Annotated in this window: 11 protein-coding genes; 4 read left to right on the top strand and 7 right to left on the bottom strand. The window is 62.3% G+C overall.

The window, feature by feature from the left end; translation table 11 throughout:
* Nucleotide 1 precedes the first annotated feature (1 nt).
* From IE125_RS00755 to IE125_RS00740, 4 genes are all read right to left on the bottom strand, one after another.
* Nucleotides 2-781: a Na(+)-translocating NADH-quinone reductase subunit C gene (locus tag IE125_RS00755; RefSeq protein ID WP_189443162.1), complete on the bottom strand. Its 780-nt coding sequence runs from the start codon at nucleotides 779-781 to the stop codon at nucleotides 2-4.
* Nucleotides 778-2,043 carry an NADH:ubiquinone reductase (Na(+)-transporting) subunit B gene (locus IE125_RS00750; RefSeq protein WP_189442685.1) on the bottom strand — a complete coding sequence of 422 codons (1,266 nt, stop codon included), beginning with the start codon at nucleotides 2,041-2,043 and terminating at the stop codon, nucleotides 778-780. Before IE125_RS00750 ends, IE125_RS00755 begins: the two co-directional genes overlap by 4 nt.
* Nucleotides 2,043-3,392 carry a Na(+)-translocating NADH-quinone reductase subunit A gene (locus tag IE125_RS00745; RefSeq protein WP_189442684.1) on the bottom strand — a complete coding sequence of 450 codons (1,350 nt, stop codon included), beginning with the start codon at nucleotides 3,390-3,392 and terminating at the stop codon, nucleotides 2,043-2,045. The genes IE125_RS00750 and IE125_RS00745 overlap by 1 nt, the downstream gene beginning before the upstream one ends.
* 305 nt (nucleotides 3,393-3,697) lie before the next feature.
* Entirely contained in the window at nucleotides 3,698-5,149 is a 1,452-nt protein-coding gene (locus IE125_RS00740) for a glyceraldehyde-3-phosphate dehydrogenase (protein WP_189442683.1), read from the bottom strand.
* Nucleotides 5,150-5,398: 249 nt separating this feature from the next.
* Here IE125_RS00740 and mfd point away from each other — a divergent pair, with 249 nt between their 5' ends.
* The gene (mfd, locus tag IE125_RS00735) at nucleotides 5,399-8,848 is read left to right on the top strand and encodes a transcription-repair coupling factor (RefSeq protein ID WP_189442682.1); all 3,450 of its coding nucleotides are present in this window, start codon (nucleotides 5,399-5,401) and stop codon (nucleotides 8,846-8,848) included.
* Nucleotides 8,849-8,865: 17 nt separating this feature from the next.
* On the opposite strand, the gene IE125_RS00730 is transcribed toward mfd, so the two are convergent.
* Entirely contained in the window at nucleotides 8,866-10,290 is a 1,425-nt protein-coding gene (locus tag IE125_RS00730; protein ID WP_189442681.1) for a sodium:solute symporter family protein, read from the bottom strand.
* A 52-nt stretch (nucleotides 10,291-10,342) separates the two neighbouring features.
* Entirely contained in the window at nucleotides 10,343-11,488 is a 1,146-nt protein-coding gene (locus tag IE125_RS00725) for a metallophosphoesterase (protein WP_189442680.1), read from the bottom strand.
* Between the two features lie 299 nt (nucleotides 11,489-11,787).
* Here IE125_RS00725 and IE125_RS00720 point away from each other — a divergent pair, with 299 nt between their 5' ends.
* The 3 genes from IE125_RS00720 to IE125_RS00710 all read left to right on the top strand — a co-directional run bounded on the left by IE125_RS00720 (nucleotide 11,788) and on the right by IE125_RS00710 (nucleotide 15,621).
* On the top strand, nucleotides 11,788-12,219 hold the full coding sequence (locus IE125_RS00720; RefSeq protein ID WP_189442679.1) for a universal stress protein: 432 nt from the start codon (nucleotides 11,788-11,790) through the stop codon (nucleotides 12,217-12,219).
* Between the two features lie 111 nt (nucleotides 12,220-12,330).
* The gene (locus IE125_RS00715) at nucleotides 12,331-13,848 is read left to right on the top strand and encodes an alanine/glycine:cation symporter family protein (protein ID WP_189442678.1); all 1,518 of its coding nucleotides are present in this window, start codon (nucleotides 12,331-12,333) and stop codon (nucleotides 13,846-13,848) included.
* 117 nt (nucleotides 13,849-13,965) lie between these two features.
* Nucleotides 13,966-15,621, top strand: a complete 1,656-nt coding sequence (locus IE125_RS00710) for an FMN-binding glutamate synthase family protein (protein ID WP_189442677.1) — start codon at nucleotides 13,966-13,968, stop codon at nucleotides 15,619-15,621.
* A gap of 32 nt (nucleotides 15,622-15,653) precedes the next feature.
* Here IE125_RS00710 and IE125_RS00705 read toward each other — a convergent pair whose 3' ends face one another.
* Nucleotides 15,654-16,601: a cation diffusion facilitator family transporter gene (locus tag IE125_RS00705; RefSeq protein WP_189442676.1), complete on the bottom strand. Its 948-nt coding sequence runs from the start codon at nucleotides 16,599-16,601 to the stop codon at nucleotides 15,654-15,656.
* Between the last annotated feature and the right edge of the window lie 212 nt (nucleotides 16,602-16,813).

Here is a 16,813-nt window from a genome sequence, read left to right as displayed (position 1 = left end):
TTCACGCACCTCCTTGAGAATCGTCGTGGAATCGGGCGAGATACGGGGCGTAGCCCTCATCACTCAGCCAGAACCGCAACATATTGGTGACACCTCGACTGGTCAGCGAGGCTCCGGACAGCGCATCGACTTCGTATTCGCCGCTGGCACCACCCTTCACGAGTTGAATCTGAGGATCCTGATAATCCCCGTTCTCGTAGATCTTCTTGCCGTCCCACTTGGCTTTCCAGCGGGGGTTGTCCACCTCTCCGCCAAGCCCCGGCGTCTCCGACTGATCATAGTAGGAGAGCCCCACGATAGTATTGCCATCGCCGCGGACCGACAAGAAACCTTCCATCAGGCCCCAAAGCCCCTGCCCGCGAATCGGCAGCACGATCTGGTCGGGATTCTCGGGATCACCGACCAGGTAGACCGTGGAGAAGTTTTCCTGTCGACCGATGCCGGCGATGTCGTCATCACCCGATAGCGTACGCGAGGTTGCCGGATCCTTGGCCGCATCGAACTGATCAAAGGTCTGCGGATCGAGACTTTCGGAGTACTCGCCAGTCTCGAGATTGACGACACGCGGGGTGATCAGTTCGGCGTACTTCTCCTCGACGTCGTCACCCGGCTTGTAGAGCTGAGTGACCTGCAGGATATTGCTCTTGCGGTCTAGCTCCTGGTTCTGAACTTGGCGCGGCTTGAGTACCACGGCGGCCGACGAAACGACTACCGAGCAGATGACACAAAGCGAAAACGCGACGATGAGCGTCTTCTTGATCGAGTTGTTGCTCGCCATCAGACGGCCTCCTTCTCGGCGGGCATCGCAGCCGTGTCAGCCGGCGTCGCCGGGGCGACCGCAGCCAGGCGTTTCTGGCGCCGCTTGACATTGGCTTGCACGAAGATGTGATCGATCAACGGTGCGAACAGGTTAGCAAACAGAATGGCCAGCATGATCCCCTCCGGAAAAGCCGGATTGACCACGCGAACCAGCACCGTCATTACGCCGATCAGCGCCCCGAATATCAATTTGCCCGGGTTGGTCATCGAGGCCGATACCGGATCGGTCGCCATGAACACCATGCCAAAAGCGAAGCCGCCGAGCACCAGGTGCCAGTACCACGGCATCGCGAACATCGGGTTGCTGTCCGAACCGATGAAGTTGAACAGCGACGAAGTCACGATCATACCCAGCATGACGCCCGCCATGATCCGCCAAGAGGCGATTCGCGTGAGTAGCAGCACGGCTGCACCGATCAGAATGGCCAGCGTGGAGGTCTCACCCAGCGAGCCCTGGACGAAGCCGAAGAACGCGTCCCCCCAGCTGTACTGCTGATGCAGGCCATCCATACCGTTCAGCGAGGCATTGGAGAGCGCGGTCGCACCCGTGTAGCCATCGGCAGGCACCCAGACGCTGTCACCGGAGATCTGCGCCGGGTAGGCGAAGTAGAGAAAGGCGCGGCCGGTCAGCGCGGGGTTGAGGAAGTTCTTGCCCGTGCCACCGAAGATCTCCTTGCCGATCACCACCCCGAAGCTGATGCCGAGCGCCACCTGCCACAACGGGATGGTGGCCGGCAGCGTCAGCGCGAACAGCACCGATGTCACGAAGAAGCCTTCGTTGACCTCATGACCGCGCTTGACCGCGAACAGCACCTCCCAGAAACCGCCGACCACGAAGGTGACGAAATAGATGGGAATGAAGTAGGTGGCGCCCAGCACGAAGTTGGCCCAGACGCTGCCCGGATCATGGCTCCCGGCAAGCGCCATGGTGATCGCCTCGCGCCAGCCACCGAAGGCGCTGAATCCGTCGGCGATCGCCAGGTTTGCCTGATAGCCGGCGTTGTACATGCCGAAGAACATCGCCGGGAAGGTGCACATCCAGACGGTGATCATGATGCGCTTGAGATCGATCCCGTCACGCACATGCGTCATGCTTTTGGTCACGCTGGGCGGCGAATAGAAGATCGTATCCACCGCTTCGTAGAGGGCGTAGAACTTCTCGTACTTGCCACCCTTCTCGAAATGAGGCTCCAGCTTGTCGAGCGTGTTGCGAATCCCCATCATCAGGCCTCTTTCTCGATCATGGTCAGGTTGTCGCGCAGAATCGGGCCATATTCGTACTTACCCGGGCACACGTAGGTGCAGAGCGACAGATCCTCTTCATCCAGCTCCAGGCAACCGAGCTGCATCGCGGTCTCGATGTCGCCGACGATCAGCGAACGCAGCAGCTGCGTTGGCAAAATATCCAGCGGCATCACCTTCTCGTAGGCACCGATCGGTACCATCGCGCGCTCGGAACCGTTGGTCGACGTATTCGGTGCGTACTTGGGCAGCCCGAGAAACTGGGAAACATAGATACCCATTACCGAATGACGGTTGCGACCCGGCGAGAGCCAACCCATGAAGGCACGCTTGTTACCCTCTTCGATCAGCGAGAACTGGCGATGAAAGCGTCCGAGATACTGCCGGGACCCTTCGCACTGCAAACCGCCGAATATCGAGCCGGAAATGACGCGGGTATCGTCGGCGCGATCGATCTCGCCCTCGAGGAGCTCTGCACTGCTGGCACCCAGACGGGTGCGCAGCAGTCGAGGTTGCTTCGCCCGCGGCCCGCCGACCGCCACGATTCGCGTCGGATCGAACCGCCCTTCGACGAAAAGCTTGCCGATGGCGATCACGTCCTGACAGTCGAGATGCCAAACCTGACGCTGGAGCCCGACCGGAGAGAGATGGTGAATGTGCGTACCGACCAGACCTGCCGGATGCAGCCCTGCAAACCCTTCGGCTTGCACGCCCTCGAGATCGTCGCCCGGCAGCGCGGCGCTACCCTGCCGGCAGACAAAGACCTTGCCCAACGTCAGGTGCCGTATCACCTCGAGCCCCTGGCGGAAGGCGTCGCTCTCGGCTTCGATGATCACGCGCGGGTCGGCAGCGAGCGGATGGGTATCGATCGCGGTGACGAAAAGATCAGCCGGCACCTCGGACAGTCCCGGCGTGCGCGAGAAAGGACGCGTGCGCAGGGCCGTCCACAGCCCGGATTCGACCAGTTGCGCGACGACCTGCTCGCGCGTCAATGATGCCAGGGCGTCGGCCCCATGCGCGGTGTAGCTCTCGCTCTGCTCGTCGTCGTCGAGTTTGATCACCACAGACAGCAGGCGACGTTTCTCACCCCGATTGATCGCGACGACCTCACCGGCGCCGGGCGCCGTGAAGCGAACGCCCTCGACCTTCTTATCGGTGAACAAGACCTGTCCACGCTTGACGCGATCGCCCTCGCGAACCTCCATTGTCGGCTTCATGCCGACGTAGTCGGTTCCGAGCAGCGCGACGTGACGCACGCGGCGCCCCTCGTCGATACGCTGCTCAGGCGCCCCGGTCACGGGCAGATCCAGGCCTCGTTTGACTTCGATCATAGTCTCGCCCAGTTATCGAATCTGATGTACGCAAGGAAAGAGTCGATGGACGTCCGGCATCCAGCAGCATCGCCGTGGACGAAACGACGTCACGGTCTTCGAAAGCTTTACTTATCAGACCTGAAATGGATTCTGCGACCCATTGCCACATGGACCGCACCTAAAAATCGCGCTCCATTATAAAGATACGCGCCTCGAAAGACCACTCGCCGGCCAGGGCCATGCCCCTCCCGACCACGAAAAAGCCCCGGCAGAACCGGGGCTTATACAAGACTAAAGTCTAACGTTCGGCGGTGAAATTCGCTTCAAGGACTCAGTGGCAGATAGCGATGATGCACGTGCGACATCGATTGCAGGATGCGCACCACCTGGCAGCTGTAGCCGAATTCGTTGTCGTACCAGACATAGAGCACGGCGTTCTTGCCATCCGCGATCGTCGCCTTGGCGTCGATGACACCCGCATGACGGTTGCCAACGAAATCGGACGAGACGACCTCCGGGGAGTCGACGTAATCGATCTGCTTGTGCATCGGCGAGTGCAGTGCCATCTGGCGCAGGTACTCGTTGAGCGAGTCTCGATCGGTCTCGCGCTCCAGCGACAGATTCAGAATGGCCATCGACACGTTCGGTGTCGGCACGCGGATCGCGTTGCCGGTCAGCTTGCCGGAAAGTTCCGGAAGCGCCTTGGAGACAGCCTTGGCCGCGCCGGTCTCGGTCAACACCATGTTGAGCGCCGCACTGCGCCCCCGGCGATCCCCCTTGTGGTAGTTGTCGATCAGGTTCTGGTCGTTGGTGTAGGAGTGCACCGTCTCGACATGGCCATGAAGGATGCCGAACTCGTCGTTGACCGCCTTCAGCACCGGTACGATGGCGTTCGTCGTGCACGACGCCGCGGAGACGATGCGGTCATCGGCGGCAATATCCCCGTGATTGATGCCACAGACGATGTTTTTCAGATCGCCCTTGCCCGGCGCCGTCAGCAGCACCTTGGCCACGCCACGGGACTCGAGATGTTGAGACAACCCCTCCCGGTCGCGCCACTTGCCGGTGTTGTCGACCACAATGGCGTTATCGATGCCGTAAGCGGTGTAGTCGATCTCGGCCGGAGAGTTGGCGTAGATGATCTGAATGTAATGGCCGTTGGCGATTAGCGCGTGATTGTCGGTGTCGACATCGATCGAGCCGGAGAATGGCCCGTGAACGGAGTCGCGTCGCAGCAGACTTGCACGCTTCTCGAGATCGTCGCCGCTGCCGCGCACCACGATCGCTCGCAGCCGCAGCAGATTCCCGCCGCCGGCTTTCTCGATCAGGATACGGGCAAGAATCCGGCCGATGCGACCGAAACCATAGAGCACGACATCCTGTGGCTCGCCGCCCATGCCGCTGGCATCATGACGACCCACGATATCGGCCAGTTCCCGCTTGAGAAACGCCACCACGTCGCTCTCGCCGGCATTCTTGAAAGCGACACCCAGGCGACCGATATCGATGTGCGCCGGTCCGAGGTCGAGCTCGGTCATCGCGCGCACCATGGGCAGCGTATCCGCGACCGAAAGCTCGGTACCTTCGACCTTTCTCACGTAGCGGTGGTTCTTGAGAATGCGGGTGACCGAGCGATTGATCAGCGAGCGGCCGTAGAGCGACGGGATGACGTTGTACTGGCGGTAGAGTTTGCCCAGCAGCGGAATCATCTCCTCTGCGCGGGTTTCGTTGTCCTGCCACGCCTGGAAGACGTTATCGAGCTGTTCCTGACTCACGTTCGGGCCCTCGGATCATCGGGTTCGCGGGAATCGGTCGGATCCGTGCGCGGATCGTCTCGTGCAAAAACTGCCGTATTATCCGCACCCTATGAAAAGCGCCGCAATCTCCGCGTAGTCGCAAACGGTGTAGTTTCACTACAAAAGTCGAATATTGCCGATCCCCGCCCCGCCCGATGACGCTCGCGCCCCGCAAGCCCGCGTAGCCTGCTATCATCCGTGCACGCAAACTCGTTCGTCGAAAGGCCCATGTCGCACTTCACACCGCTTGCCCCGCCGCTGCCGACCGGCACGCGAGAGATCACCTATTGTCAGCTGCCCCACGGTAGTGCCAGCGCCCTGGCACTCGCGCGGCTGGCCGATGACGCGCCGCTACTCGTCATTACGCCGGACACCGCCAGCGCGCAGCGTCTCGAGAGCGCGCTGCGTTTCTATGCCCAAGTGCCGGTGATGCCTTTCCCTGATTGGGAAACGCTGCCCTACGACAGTTTTTCACCGCATCAGGACATCGTCTCTTCCCGTCTTCGCACCCTGCGAGAGCTACAGGAAGGAACCCAGGGCATCGTACTGGTGCCGATCAATACCCTGATGCAGCGCCTGCCGCCGCGCGATTACGTCGCCGGGCGCGTGCTGACACTCGCCACCGGCGACAAGCTCGACCGCGAGGGCTTTCGCGAGCGCCTCTCCCGTGCTGGCTATCGCGCCGTGGAGACCGTCTACGAACCCGGCGAGTACGCCATGCGCGGCGCCTTGATCGACCTCTATCCCATGGGCACGAACGCCCCGCTGCGCATCGACCTGTTCGATGACGACATCGACTCCCTGCGCCGCTTCGACCCCGACACCCAGCGCTCTCAGGAAAAGATCGAGCGAGTCGAACTGCTGCCGGCGCACGAGTACTCACTATCGCGCTCGGCCATCGCCTGTTTTCGCGAGGGTTTCGAAACCCTTTTCGACGTCGACCCGCGCCAGTGCCCGCTGTATGTCGACGCGATCAAGAGAATTCCATCACCGGGTCTCGAACAGTATCTGCCGCTGTTCTTCGAGGAGACCGCCACCCTGTTCGAGCACCTCGCCGACGACACACGCGTCGCCCTGCTGCCAGGCGTCTTCGAGGCCGCCGAGCATCATTGGCGGGCGATCGAGAGCCGTTATGACAACCTCGGCGTCGATCCCACCCGACCGCTGCTGCCACCGGTCAAGGCCTTCGTGCCGGTGGCCGAAGCGTTCGCCGCGATCAAGCGCCACCCGCGCCTCGAATTCATCCGCGATACCGACTCGAGGTCGACGCTGGCCAGCGCGACACAGCCGCCACCCGAAGTCGCCATCAACGCGCGCGCCCAGCGCCCACTGGATCGTCTCGAGCAGTTTCTCGACAGCCACCGCGATGTGCGCGTGCTGTTCGTGGCCGAGTCTCGCGGTCGGCGTGAAGCCCTCGACGAGACCCTGTCGCCACTACGGCGCCATATTTCGCACGTCGATGACTGGCAGACGTTTCTCGCCAGCGAGCTGCCGGTGGCGATCACCGAAGGTGCCCTCGATGAAGGCCTGTGGCTGGGCGACCCTGCGCTGGCGATCATCACCGAGACGGAGCTTTATGGCGAGATCGTGCGTCAGACCCGCCGCCGCGCCAAGGCGACCGACGACAACGAGCTCGCCGTGCGTCACCTTTCCGAGCTCAAGCCCGGCTCGCCGGTGGTCCACCAGCACCACGGCGTCGGCCGTTATCAGGGCCTCGAGACGATCAGCGCCGGTGGGCAGGCGGCAGAGTTTCTCGCGCTCGAATACGCTGGGGGGGCCAAGCTCTACGTGCCGGTCGATAACCTTCAGCTGATCTCACGCTACGCCGGCGCCAGCGACGAACTCGCGCCCCTGCACAAACTCGGTTCCGACAGCTGGGACAAGGCCAAACGCAAGGCCGCGGAAAAGGTCCGGGACACCGCAGCGGAGCTTCTGGACATCTACGCCCGCCGTGAGGCCCGAGAGGGCTTTGCCTGCGACGAACCCGGTGAGGAGTACGCACGCTTCGCCGCGAGCTTCCCTTTCGAGGAGACACCGGATCAGCAGGCCGCCATCGAGGCGGTCATCGCCGACATGACCGCCCCAAGACCAATGGACCGCGTCGTCTGTGGCGACGTCGGCTTCGGTAAGACAGAGGTTGCCATGCGTGCAGCCTTCCTGGCGGTCAACACCGGTCGCCAGGTGGTCGTGCTGGTTCCGACCACCCTGCTCGCCCAGCAGCACTATGACAATTTCCGTGACCGCTTCGCCGACACCGCCGTGCAGATCGAAATGCTTTCACGCTTCACCGGCGGCAAGGGAGAGAGCGACGCGATGCAGCGCATCGCCGAGGGGCGTTCCGATATCGTCATTGGCACGCATAAACTCCTGTCGAAGTCGTTCAAGGCGCCCAACCTGGGACTGATGATCATCGACGAGGAGCACCGCTTCGGCGTCTCGCAGAAAGAGCGCCTGAAGCAACTGCGCGCCGAAGTCGACATTCTCACGCTCACCGCCACGCCGATCCCGCGTACGCTCAACATGGCCATGAACGGTATCCGCGATCTCTCGATCATCGCGACACCGCCGGCACGACGCCTGTCGGTCAAAACCTTCGTGCAGCAGCGTAACGAAGCGGTGGTCAAGGAGGCGCTCCTGCGGGAGATTCTGCGCGGCGGCCAGGTCTATTTCCTGCACAACGAGGTCAAGACCATCGAAGCCACCGCCGACAAGGTGCGTGAGCTGGTGCCCGACGCACGCGTCGGAGTCGCCCATGGCCAATTGCCGGAGCGCGCGCTCGAACGGGTAATGTCGGATTTCTACCACAAGCGTTTCAACGTACTGGTCTGCTCGACCATCATCGAGACCGGCATCGACGTGCCGAGCGCCAATACCATCGTCATCGAGCGCGCCGACAAGTTCGGCCTGGCTCAGCTTCACCAACTACGCGGAAGAGTCGGGCGCAGCCACCACCAGGCCTACGCCTATCTGTTGACACCGCCGCCCAAGGCGATGACCAAGGACGCCATCAAGCGGCTGGAAGCGATCACGCAAAGCGATGACCTCGGTGCCGGGTTCACGCTGGCAAGTCATGATATGGAGATTCGCGGTGCCGGCGAGCTGCTCGGCGACGAGCAGAGCGGCCAGATGGAGACGGTCGGTTACAGCCTCTACATGCAGATGCTCGATCGCGCGGTGAAAGCGATTCGCGCCGGCAAGACGCCCAACATCGAAGCGCCGCTGGACGACGGCACCGAGATCAGTCTCAACCTGCCGGCGCTGATCCCGGACGACTATCTGCCCGATATCCAGCAGCGGTTGATCATGTACAAGCGCATCTCCAGCGCCGCCAACGAAGGCGAGCTCAAGGAGCTGCAGGTCGAGATGATCGACCGCTTCGGACTGCTGCCGGCGCCACTCAAGACGCTGTTCCGTCAGACCCGGCTACGTCAGCGTGCCGAACGGCTGGGGATCGCCAAACTCGAGGCCGGCGCCGAGCGAGGCCGCGTGATCTTTGGCGCCGACCCGCAGGTCGATCCGATGACGCTGGTCGAACTGATCCAGCGTCAGCCGGCACGCTACAAGCTCGACGGCGCCGACACGTTGCGCTTCACCGGCGAAATGGAGAAAGAAGAAGCCCGCTTTCAGCGAATCGACGAACTGCTCGATACGCTCAACCGCAAAGCCAAGGCTGCATGAGAAGCGGACTGCGTGTCTCACGAAGCCTCGAGCGATTCGGCAGGCCGCGCCATCAGCGCGCCCACCGCCAGCGCGAGGATCGACACCGGCAGGCCGACAAACACCGGATGCCAGCCGAAGGGCTGGCCAGTCACCTGCCAGAGTATCGCCACCGCCAGACCGGTCCACATTGACGTCAGTCCTGCCACGGGCGCCAGACGCGGCCAGACCAGCGCAGCGAGCACCGGCGCCAGTAGTCCGGATACCAACATGGCGGATCCGAGAATCCACATCTGGACCAGATTGGGTAGATAAAGCGCCAGTGCCAGTGCGATCAACGACATGATGACGACCGACAGCCGACTGTATCGCAGCAGTGTGCGCTCGTCGGTACGTTTGAGACGCGGGCGTATGATGTCATTGGCGATCGAGGATGCGCCCGCAATGAAAAACGAGTCCGCACAGGAGATCACCGTGGAGAGCAACGCAACGATCATCAATGCCACCAGCGGTAGCGGCAAAACCTCTTGAATGATGGCGTAATAGACAAGGCCAGGATCAGCGAGATCCAGGTCCAGGCCGACTGCCCCGAATGTGCCCAGCACCACAACCACGGCACCGGTCAGAAACGCCACGATGAGCCCGATCCAGTAGGCCCAACGAATTGTGGGAAGGCTCTTCGCAGCCCAGATCCGCTGCCAGAGATCCTGGCGTACGAACTGATAGGCACCGATGGTAAGAAACAGGACCGCCAACTCCTGCATGGGAATTCCACTCCATGCCAGCATGTCGGCCTGTCCTCTCGCGGCTGCCAGGCTTTCGATATCGCTCCAGCTTCCCAACCGGTGATAGACCACTACCAGCAGCACGACGACCGCGATGGTCTGCAGCGTGCCGAGCACCGCGTCTGACCAGATGACCGCCTTCAGCCCCCCAAGATAGGTCTTCAGCGTCAGCAGTAGCCATGCGATCAAGATTCCCATGGTGGTGCTAAGACCAAAAACGAGATGGAGAATCGTGGCGATGGCGACGAACTGCATGCCGGTAATGGCGCAGTAGGCGCACAGGATGCTGATGATCGTCGGGATACGGGCGCCATTGCCGAATCGCAGTGCGGTGAAATCCGCGATCGAGACCATGTCGTGAGCGTCCCCCACCTCGCGAATGCGCCGCAGAAAGAAAACCGCCAACAGGATGCTGGTCACGGTGAATGACCCCGGTAACCAGATCTGCCCCAGGCCGCTGACATAGCCCTGGCTCATCGCCCCCAGCAATACCGAGCCACCGATCGCGGTACCCACGATGGTCAGAATCATCGGAAACAGCGAAGCCGAGCGGCCTGCGACGTTGTAATCGGCGTAGGTCTTGGTCGAGCGATAGAAGTGCGCCGCATAGCCGATCAGCAACAAAAAACAGATCGTCACCACCACGCCGAGAACCCAGCGCTCCGTCGAATCGAACATGATGTCATCCTTTGTCTTTATCCTGGATTTAACGTCATTTCGATGCGTGCCCTCACGTCTGCGCGATGGACGCACCTTCCGCCTGCCGCAGGCGTATTCGGGTAATTTCCGAGGGCGCACCGAGACGCATCGGCGGTCCCCAGTAACCCGTCCCGCGGCTGGTGTAGACCCACATTCGCCCTTCTCTGCCCAGCCCGGCGAGAAACCGATTGGCGCGTCTGGCCAGAAGGCTCCAGGGCCAGATCTGGCCGCCGTGGGTGTGACCGGATAGCTGCAGATCGAAACCCGAGAGCGCAGCCGCGGGCGCGGAGTTGGGCTGATGCGCCAGCAGAATGCGAGGGATGCCCTGCGGCATGCCCTCGGCTGCCTGCGTCGGGTCGCTGCGGTGACGGTCGACGTAGTAGCCGGCGGTGAGGTCGGTGATACCGGCAACCGCCAACTGGTCTGTATCGTGTTCGAGGAGCGCGAATTCATTGACCAGAACACGCAGCCCGAGACGGCGAAACGCGGCGACCCAGGCCTCCGCCTCGCTGTAATACTCGTGGTTTCCGGTGACGCAGAACGTGCCATGACGCGCCTCGATGCGCGACAGCGACTCGAGCTCGGGCATCAATTCATCCACCCGCCCATCGGTCAGGTCGCCGGTGATCGCAACCAGATCCGGGGACAGCGCGTTGGTGCGCTCGATGATTCGACGGAGATGACCGCCCTTGATGGTCGGCCCGATGTGGAGATCGCTGAGCTGCACGATCGTGAAGCCGTCTAGACCTGCGGGCAGAGTTTCCAGCGCCACGTCGACTTCGACCACCGGGGGCAGACGCCGGCCCTGCCAGAGCGCGTAGCCAGCCAGCATGAGCGTTGCCACGAGCACCAGCCAGGCGCTTGAAGTGAGGATGGCGGTCGATGGCGACCCCGCGACGGCCCAGACGCCCAGCACGACATCACGGACCAGGGTAAAGCCAAGCAGAAACGAAAATAGCCCAGTCATTATCGCCACGGGCCAGGCGAGCCAACGCCCGTTGAGCCAAGTGACCCGTACCACCAGCGGAATCAGCAGCGCACTCGCTACCAGATACGCACCGAGAAGCGCCGAACCGATCGTCCCCACCGCCAGATCCGGAATCAGGCGCCAGCCGACGTAAAGGTGGAGGATCAGCAGCAGAAGGCGAATACGGAGAAACGATCGGTGGTGTCGCACGCGTGGGCAGTCCTTGCGATAGATGATGAGCGTTGCGCTCCAGTGTGGCGCGATGCAGCGCAAACCTGAACGCTTGGCGTCAGGTTTTTGAAAATCCCTCGAAAAATCTCCACGTTGTTGCAAAGCGTTACCGACGCCTGGCGTCGGCCCGGTCACGATCAACGACCTGTCAACGAACGTGGTTTGCGATTTTTCCACTTTTGTTCAATATCAATTAAGGCTCAATCGCGATCTACGCCCCTGCGAGACCCTCGCGTTGAACGTTCACGACAGCGTGGCATAACAACAAGGAGATCGACATGACGCAAACCTACCTTGTCGGCGTCGATGGCAGCGAAGGGAGCGCACGTGCCGCTCGCTTCGCCGCCGAGCGGGCCAAGACGATGCCAGCGAAGCTGGTGGTGCTGTACGTGATCGACTGGTCGCCCTACAAGATCTACACCGCGCAGGAGGCCGATAGCCGAAGCGCCGATCGCAAGCGAGAAATGGCCGAAGTCGACACGCGCATCATGCAGCCGCTGCTCGCAGGGCTGATGCAGGAAGGCGCCGACGTCAGTGGCGAGATTCGCTACGGACACCCTTCACGACTGTTGATCGATTATGCCAAGGAGATCTCCGCCGACGAGATCTATGTCGGCCGGCAGGGGCGCTCGCCGCTCAATCTGATCTTCGGCAGCACCACCAGTCACCTGGTTCAGGTCTCTCCGATTCCCGTCATGGTCGTGCCCTGAACGGGCTCGCCTGCGACGACACCCAATTGCCGGCGCCTCCGCAGAAGAGGCCAGGCCACGCTTCGACGCACGCCGCTCGACAATCACAACTCAACGAGCAGGAGTCTTCCCATGCTGCGAATGGTATTCGCTCTTTTCCTGGCCTTCGGCTGGGTCCCCATGGCCCATGCCCAGGAAGCCGAGAGCGGCATCGATGCGGCCATCAATGCCATTATCGGGCCGGTGGCGAACACTGTGGCCGCCATCATCTTCTTTTCGGTGCCGGTTGCCGGCGTCGACCTCCCCTTGATCGTGGTGTGGCTGGGCGTCGCGGCGGCCTTCTTCACCGTCTATTTCGGCTTCATCAACCTGCGTTCGTTCGGCCACGCCTTTCAATTGCTGAGAGGCACCTACACCGACCCGAAATCGGCCGGTGAGATCTCTCACTTCCAGGCCCTGGCAACGGCGCTGTCGGGCACCGTCGGGCTTGGCAATATCGCCGGTGTGGCGGTCGCCATCTCGCTCGGCGGGCCAGGCGCGACGGTGTGGATGATCGTCATGGGGCTGCTCGGCATGAGCAGCAAGTTCGTCGAGTGCACGCTCGGGGTCAAATACCGGATCGAGAACGAAGACGGTTCGGTCTCTGGCGGCGCCATGCGCTATCTCAGCCGCAATTTCGCACGCCGGGGCATGCCGGGATTCGGCAAGTTTCTCGCCGCCTTCTTTGCGCTCATGATCATCGGCGCGGCCATCGGCGGCGGCAACATGTTCCAGGTCAACCAGGCCTACCAGCAGGTGCTGGCAGTGACGGGTCAGGATGCCAGCTTCTTCGCCGACAAGGCATGGCTATTCGGGATCATCGTCGCGGCGCTGGTGGCAATCGTGACGATCGGCGGGGTGAAGCGCATCGCCAGTGTGACCGACAAGCTGGTGCCGGGCATGGCGATCATCTATCTGCTGGCGGGTTTCGTCGTGCTGATCATCCATTATGATCGCATCCCCCATGCCGTCTCCGAGATCATCGGCGGCGCGTTCTCTCCCGAAGGGGTCGCCGGCGGCTTCGTCGGCGCCCTGATCCAGGGCATTCGTCGCGCCACGTTCTCCAACGAAGCCGGTATCGGTACGGCTGCCATTGCGCACTCCGCGGTCAAGACCGACGAACCGATCACCGAAGGCATCGTCGCCCTCCACGAACCGTTCATCGATACCGTGGTGATCTGCACGATGACGGCGCTAGTCATCGTGGTCTCGGGTGTTTATGACGGCGCTGGCGATATCAGCGGCGTGCAGCTCACGTCCCAGGCCTTCGGTTCGGCGCTACCGTGGTTTCCGCTGGTCCTGGCGATCGCGGTCGTGCTGTTCGCCTTCTCGACGATCCTCGCCTACTCCTACTACATCGTTCTCGCCGGCAATTATCTGTTCGGGCGGACGCCCCGGGTGAGCCTGATCATGCAGATCATCTTCATCATCTTCACGGTGCTGGGCGCGACCATGAGCCTCGGCGCGGTGGTCGATTTCTCGGATGCGATGCTGTTCGCCTGCTCGATCCCGAACATCATCGGCCTCTACTGGTTTGCCAGCGAGGTGAAGGCGGATTACAAGAGCTACATGCGGCGTCTCAAAGCCGGCGAGTTCCCGCGCTTCAAGTAAGACCCGCGCGGATCGGCTAGCGGAGGTGCGACAGTTTGTCATCCTCGCACGCTGGTCTATGCTGGACGGCCGCGGTGGCTTCCACCGCGACCGTCCCAGCCAGGAGCCGATATCCGCATGATCGATACCAAGGGCCTTTCTCGCCTGCCCTCGCGCAATATCACCTTTTTCAGCGTTGCCTTTCTTCTTGTCGTCTCCGTCATCGGGCTCGCCTTCGACGCCGCCTGGCGTTTGGGTGTCGTGATATTCGGCGGCCTCTTTCTGCTCGGCCTGCACGACATCCGTCAGAGACGCCGGACGATCAGCCGTAACTACCCGATTCTCGCCCACTTCCGATATATTCTCGAATCGATCGGCCCGGAAATCCGTCAGTACTTCATTCAGTCCGATCTGGACGAACGCCCCTTCTCTCGCGAGCAGCGCGCCGTTGTCTATCAGCGAGCCAAGAACGAGAGCGACAAGAAGCCGTTCGGCTCGTTACTGGACATGTACGCGCCCGGCCACGAGTGGGTCAATCACTCGCTGCGCCCGACCGATATCGACAGCCACGACTTCCGCATCACCGTCGGTGGCAGCCTCTGCAGCCAGCCCTACTCCGCCAGCGTCTTCAACATCTCGGCGATGAGCTTCGGATCGCTTTCCGCCAACGCGATCGAATCGCTCAACGCCGGCGCGCGTAAAGGCGGCTTCTATCACGACACCGGCGAGGGCTCGATCTCGCGCTATCACCGGATTCATGGCGGCGATCTCGTCTGGGAGATCGGTTCCGGTTACTTCGGTTGCCGTAATGACGACGGCACCTTCAACGAAGAACGCTTCGCCGCCAATGCGCGCGACGAGCAGGTCAAGATGATCGAGATCAAGCTCTCGCAAGGCGCCAAGCCCGGCCACGGCGGGATTCTCCCGGCGGCCAAGGTGACGCCGGAGATCGCCGAGGCGCGAGAAGTCGCGATGGGTGAGGATGTCGTCTCCCCAGCCGCGCACAGCGCGTTTTCCACGCCACTGGAGCTGATGAGCTTCATCGGCCGGCTGCGTGAGCTGTCTGGCGGCAAGCCGGTTGGCTTCAAACTGGCGATCGGTCACCCGTGGGAGTGGTTCGCGATGGTCAAGGCGATGCGGGAAACCGGGCAGCGACCCGACTTCATTGTCGTCGATGGGGGCGAAGGCGGTACCGGCGCGGCGCCGCTGGAGTTCATCAACCGCCTGGGCGTGCCGTTGACGGAAGCGTTGATGCTGGTTCATAACACGCTGCTGGGTGTCGGGCTCCGCCAGGAGATTCGCATCGGGGCCGCGGGCAAGGTCACCTCCGGGTTCAACATCGCACGGACGCTGGCGCTCGGTGCCGACTGGTGCAATGCCGCTCGCGGTTTCATGTTCTCGCTCGGCTGCATCCAGGCCCTATCCTGTCATTCCGACAAGTGCCCGAGCGGCGTCGCAACCCAGGACCCGAAGCGCAGTCGGCACCTGGACGTCAGCGACAAGAGCGAGCGTGTCTACAACTTCCACCGCAACACGCTCAAGGGGCTGGCCGAGATGCTCGCCGCTGCCGGGCTGCAGCACCCGAGCGAACTGGGTCCTGAGCACATCATCCGGCGGGTCTCGAGCGACGAGATCCAGTCCTACGACAAGCTCTTCACCTTTCTCAAGCCCGAGGAATTGCTTGGCGGCAACAGTCAGCACACGGTATTTCAGAACTACTGGGAAGAGGCCCGCGCCGACTCCTTCCTGCCGCCGGCTCACGTGGCCGAGCTACGGCTGACCAAACTGCACTGACGGCATCCGCAACCGTGCCCCCGCCGGCAAGATCAGAGACCGGCGGTGGGCGCCGCCCAACGGCTTTCCGCCGTGAACACGGCATCGACGACGACCGGGGAGATCAGCGACCTCACGCCGGTATCGAGCCGTTCACGAAAGCGATCGGCAGCGGCGATATCGAGCGACGCGCCCTGCTCGATCACCACGTGTACCGTGACGTAGAGCAGCCTGCCCGGCCGCACCATGCGCACGTGCACCGCCACCGGCGAAAGCGGCGCGAGAGTCGCCTCGATGCTGGCACGAACCGGATCGGCCAGCGCGGCCGCTGGCGCCCGATTGAGCAGCTCTCGCAGCGCGCGCCGCGCCATGCGCACCGGTACGCCCAGACATAGCAGCACGACCACGATCACGAGCAGAGAGTCGACATAAGGCACGACCGGGTCCCAACCGACCCAGCGGGCGACGGGGATGAGACAGAACGCCAGCAGCACCGATGCCGAGATCAGCGCGTTGACCTGCCAATTTTCGATATCCGCGTCGACCAGCGGGCTCGCCAACCGATCGCGCACCCGCCGCAGCACGAGCGCGGTCGCAGCACAGCCGAGGGTCGCCGCGAATGCGTAGACAATGGATAGCCCTGCCGAAATCGCACTGCCACCGCTCGCCAGCGTCACCCCGGCGTTGTAGAGCGCCAGCACCGACACGCCGAGCATCAGAAGCCCTTTGACCGCGTTCACCAGGGACTCGAAATAGGCATAACCGAAGGGATAAGTGTCATCGTCAGGTGCCACGACCATGCGCCCGACACGTAGCGTGAAAATCCCCACGACGGCGTAGATGGCGTTGAACAGCCCGTCCAGCAGAATTGCCTGAGATCCGCTCAGCACGGAAACCGTCAGCGCTACCGCGCCGATCACGCCAGCGACAGCCGTGGATAGCCTAAGGGCACCGCTCTCGGTTGCGGGCCAGGCATGTTCAGCCCGCGAGGTATCGCGCATGCTCGCGCCTCCTTTTACCACGTTAAGCGTCAGCAGCCCTGAATCGAGCGTCAATCGCACTGCATCGAACGTCAGCGGCGCTGCAGCTCGCGCCATGACCTGTATAATGCCGCCGACCCATTCGGTCATCTTGCCGACGATGCGAGAGCCTGTTCATGGTCCGTCACACTACGGTTACGGACCGGGCCTTGCGTTCGCCAGCGTCTTTTTCG

This window comes from Salinicola rhizosphaerae (assembly GCF_014652715.1).
In the GTDB taxonomy this organism is placed as follows: domain Bacteria; phylum Pseudomonadota; class Gammaproteobacteria; order Pseudomonadales; family Halomonadaceae; genus Salinicola; species Salinicola rhizosphaerae.
The sequence above is the reverse complement of the archived record's forward strand: the minus strand, read 5'-3'. Positions and strand labels throughout refer to the sequence as shown.

Excerpts from the sequence above, each read along its gene's own strand:
- IE125_RS00745 (WP_189442684.1), bottom strand. The coding sequence starts at position 3,392 with ATGATCGAAGTCAAACGAGGCCTGGATCTGCCCGTGACCGGGGCGCCT.
- IE125_RS00750 (WP_189442685.1), bottom strand. The coding sequence starts at position 2,043 with ATGATGGGGATTCGCAACACGCTCGACAAGCTGGAGCCTCATTTCGAG.
- IE125_RS00710 (WP_189442677.1), top strand. The coding sequence starts at position 13,966 with ATGATCGATACCAAGGGCCTTTCTCGCCTGCCCTCGCGCAATATCACC.
- IE125_RS00730 (WP_189442681.1), bottom strand. The coding sequence starts at position 10,290 with ATGTTCGATTCGACGGAGCGCTGGGTTCTCGGCGTGGTGGTGACGATC.
- mfd (WP_189442682.1), top strand. The coding sequence starts at position 5,399 with ATGTCGCACTTCACACCGCTTGCCCCGCCGCTGCCGACCGGCACGCGA.
- IE125_RS00715 (WP_189442678.1), top strand. The coding sequence starts at position 12,331 with ATGCTGCGAATGGTATTCGCTCTTTTCCTGGCCTTCGGCTGGGTCCCC.
- IE125_RS00720 (WP_189442679.1), top strand. The coding sequence starts at position 11,788 with ATGACGCAAACCTACCTTGTCGGCGTCGATGGCAGCGAAGGGAGCGCA.
- IE125_RS00705 (WP_189442676.1), bottom strand. The coding sequence starts at position 16,601 with ATGCGCGATACCTCGCGGGCTGAACATGCCTGGCCCGCAACCGAGAGC.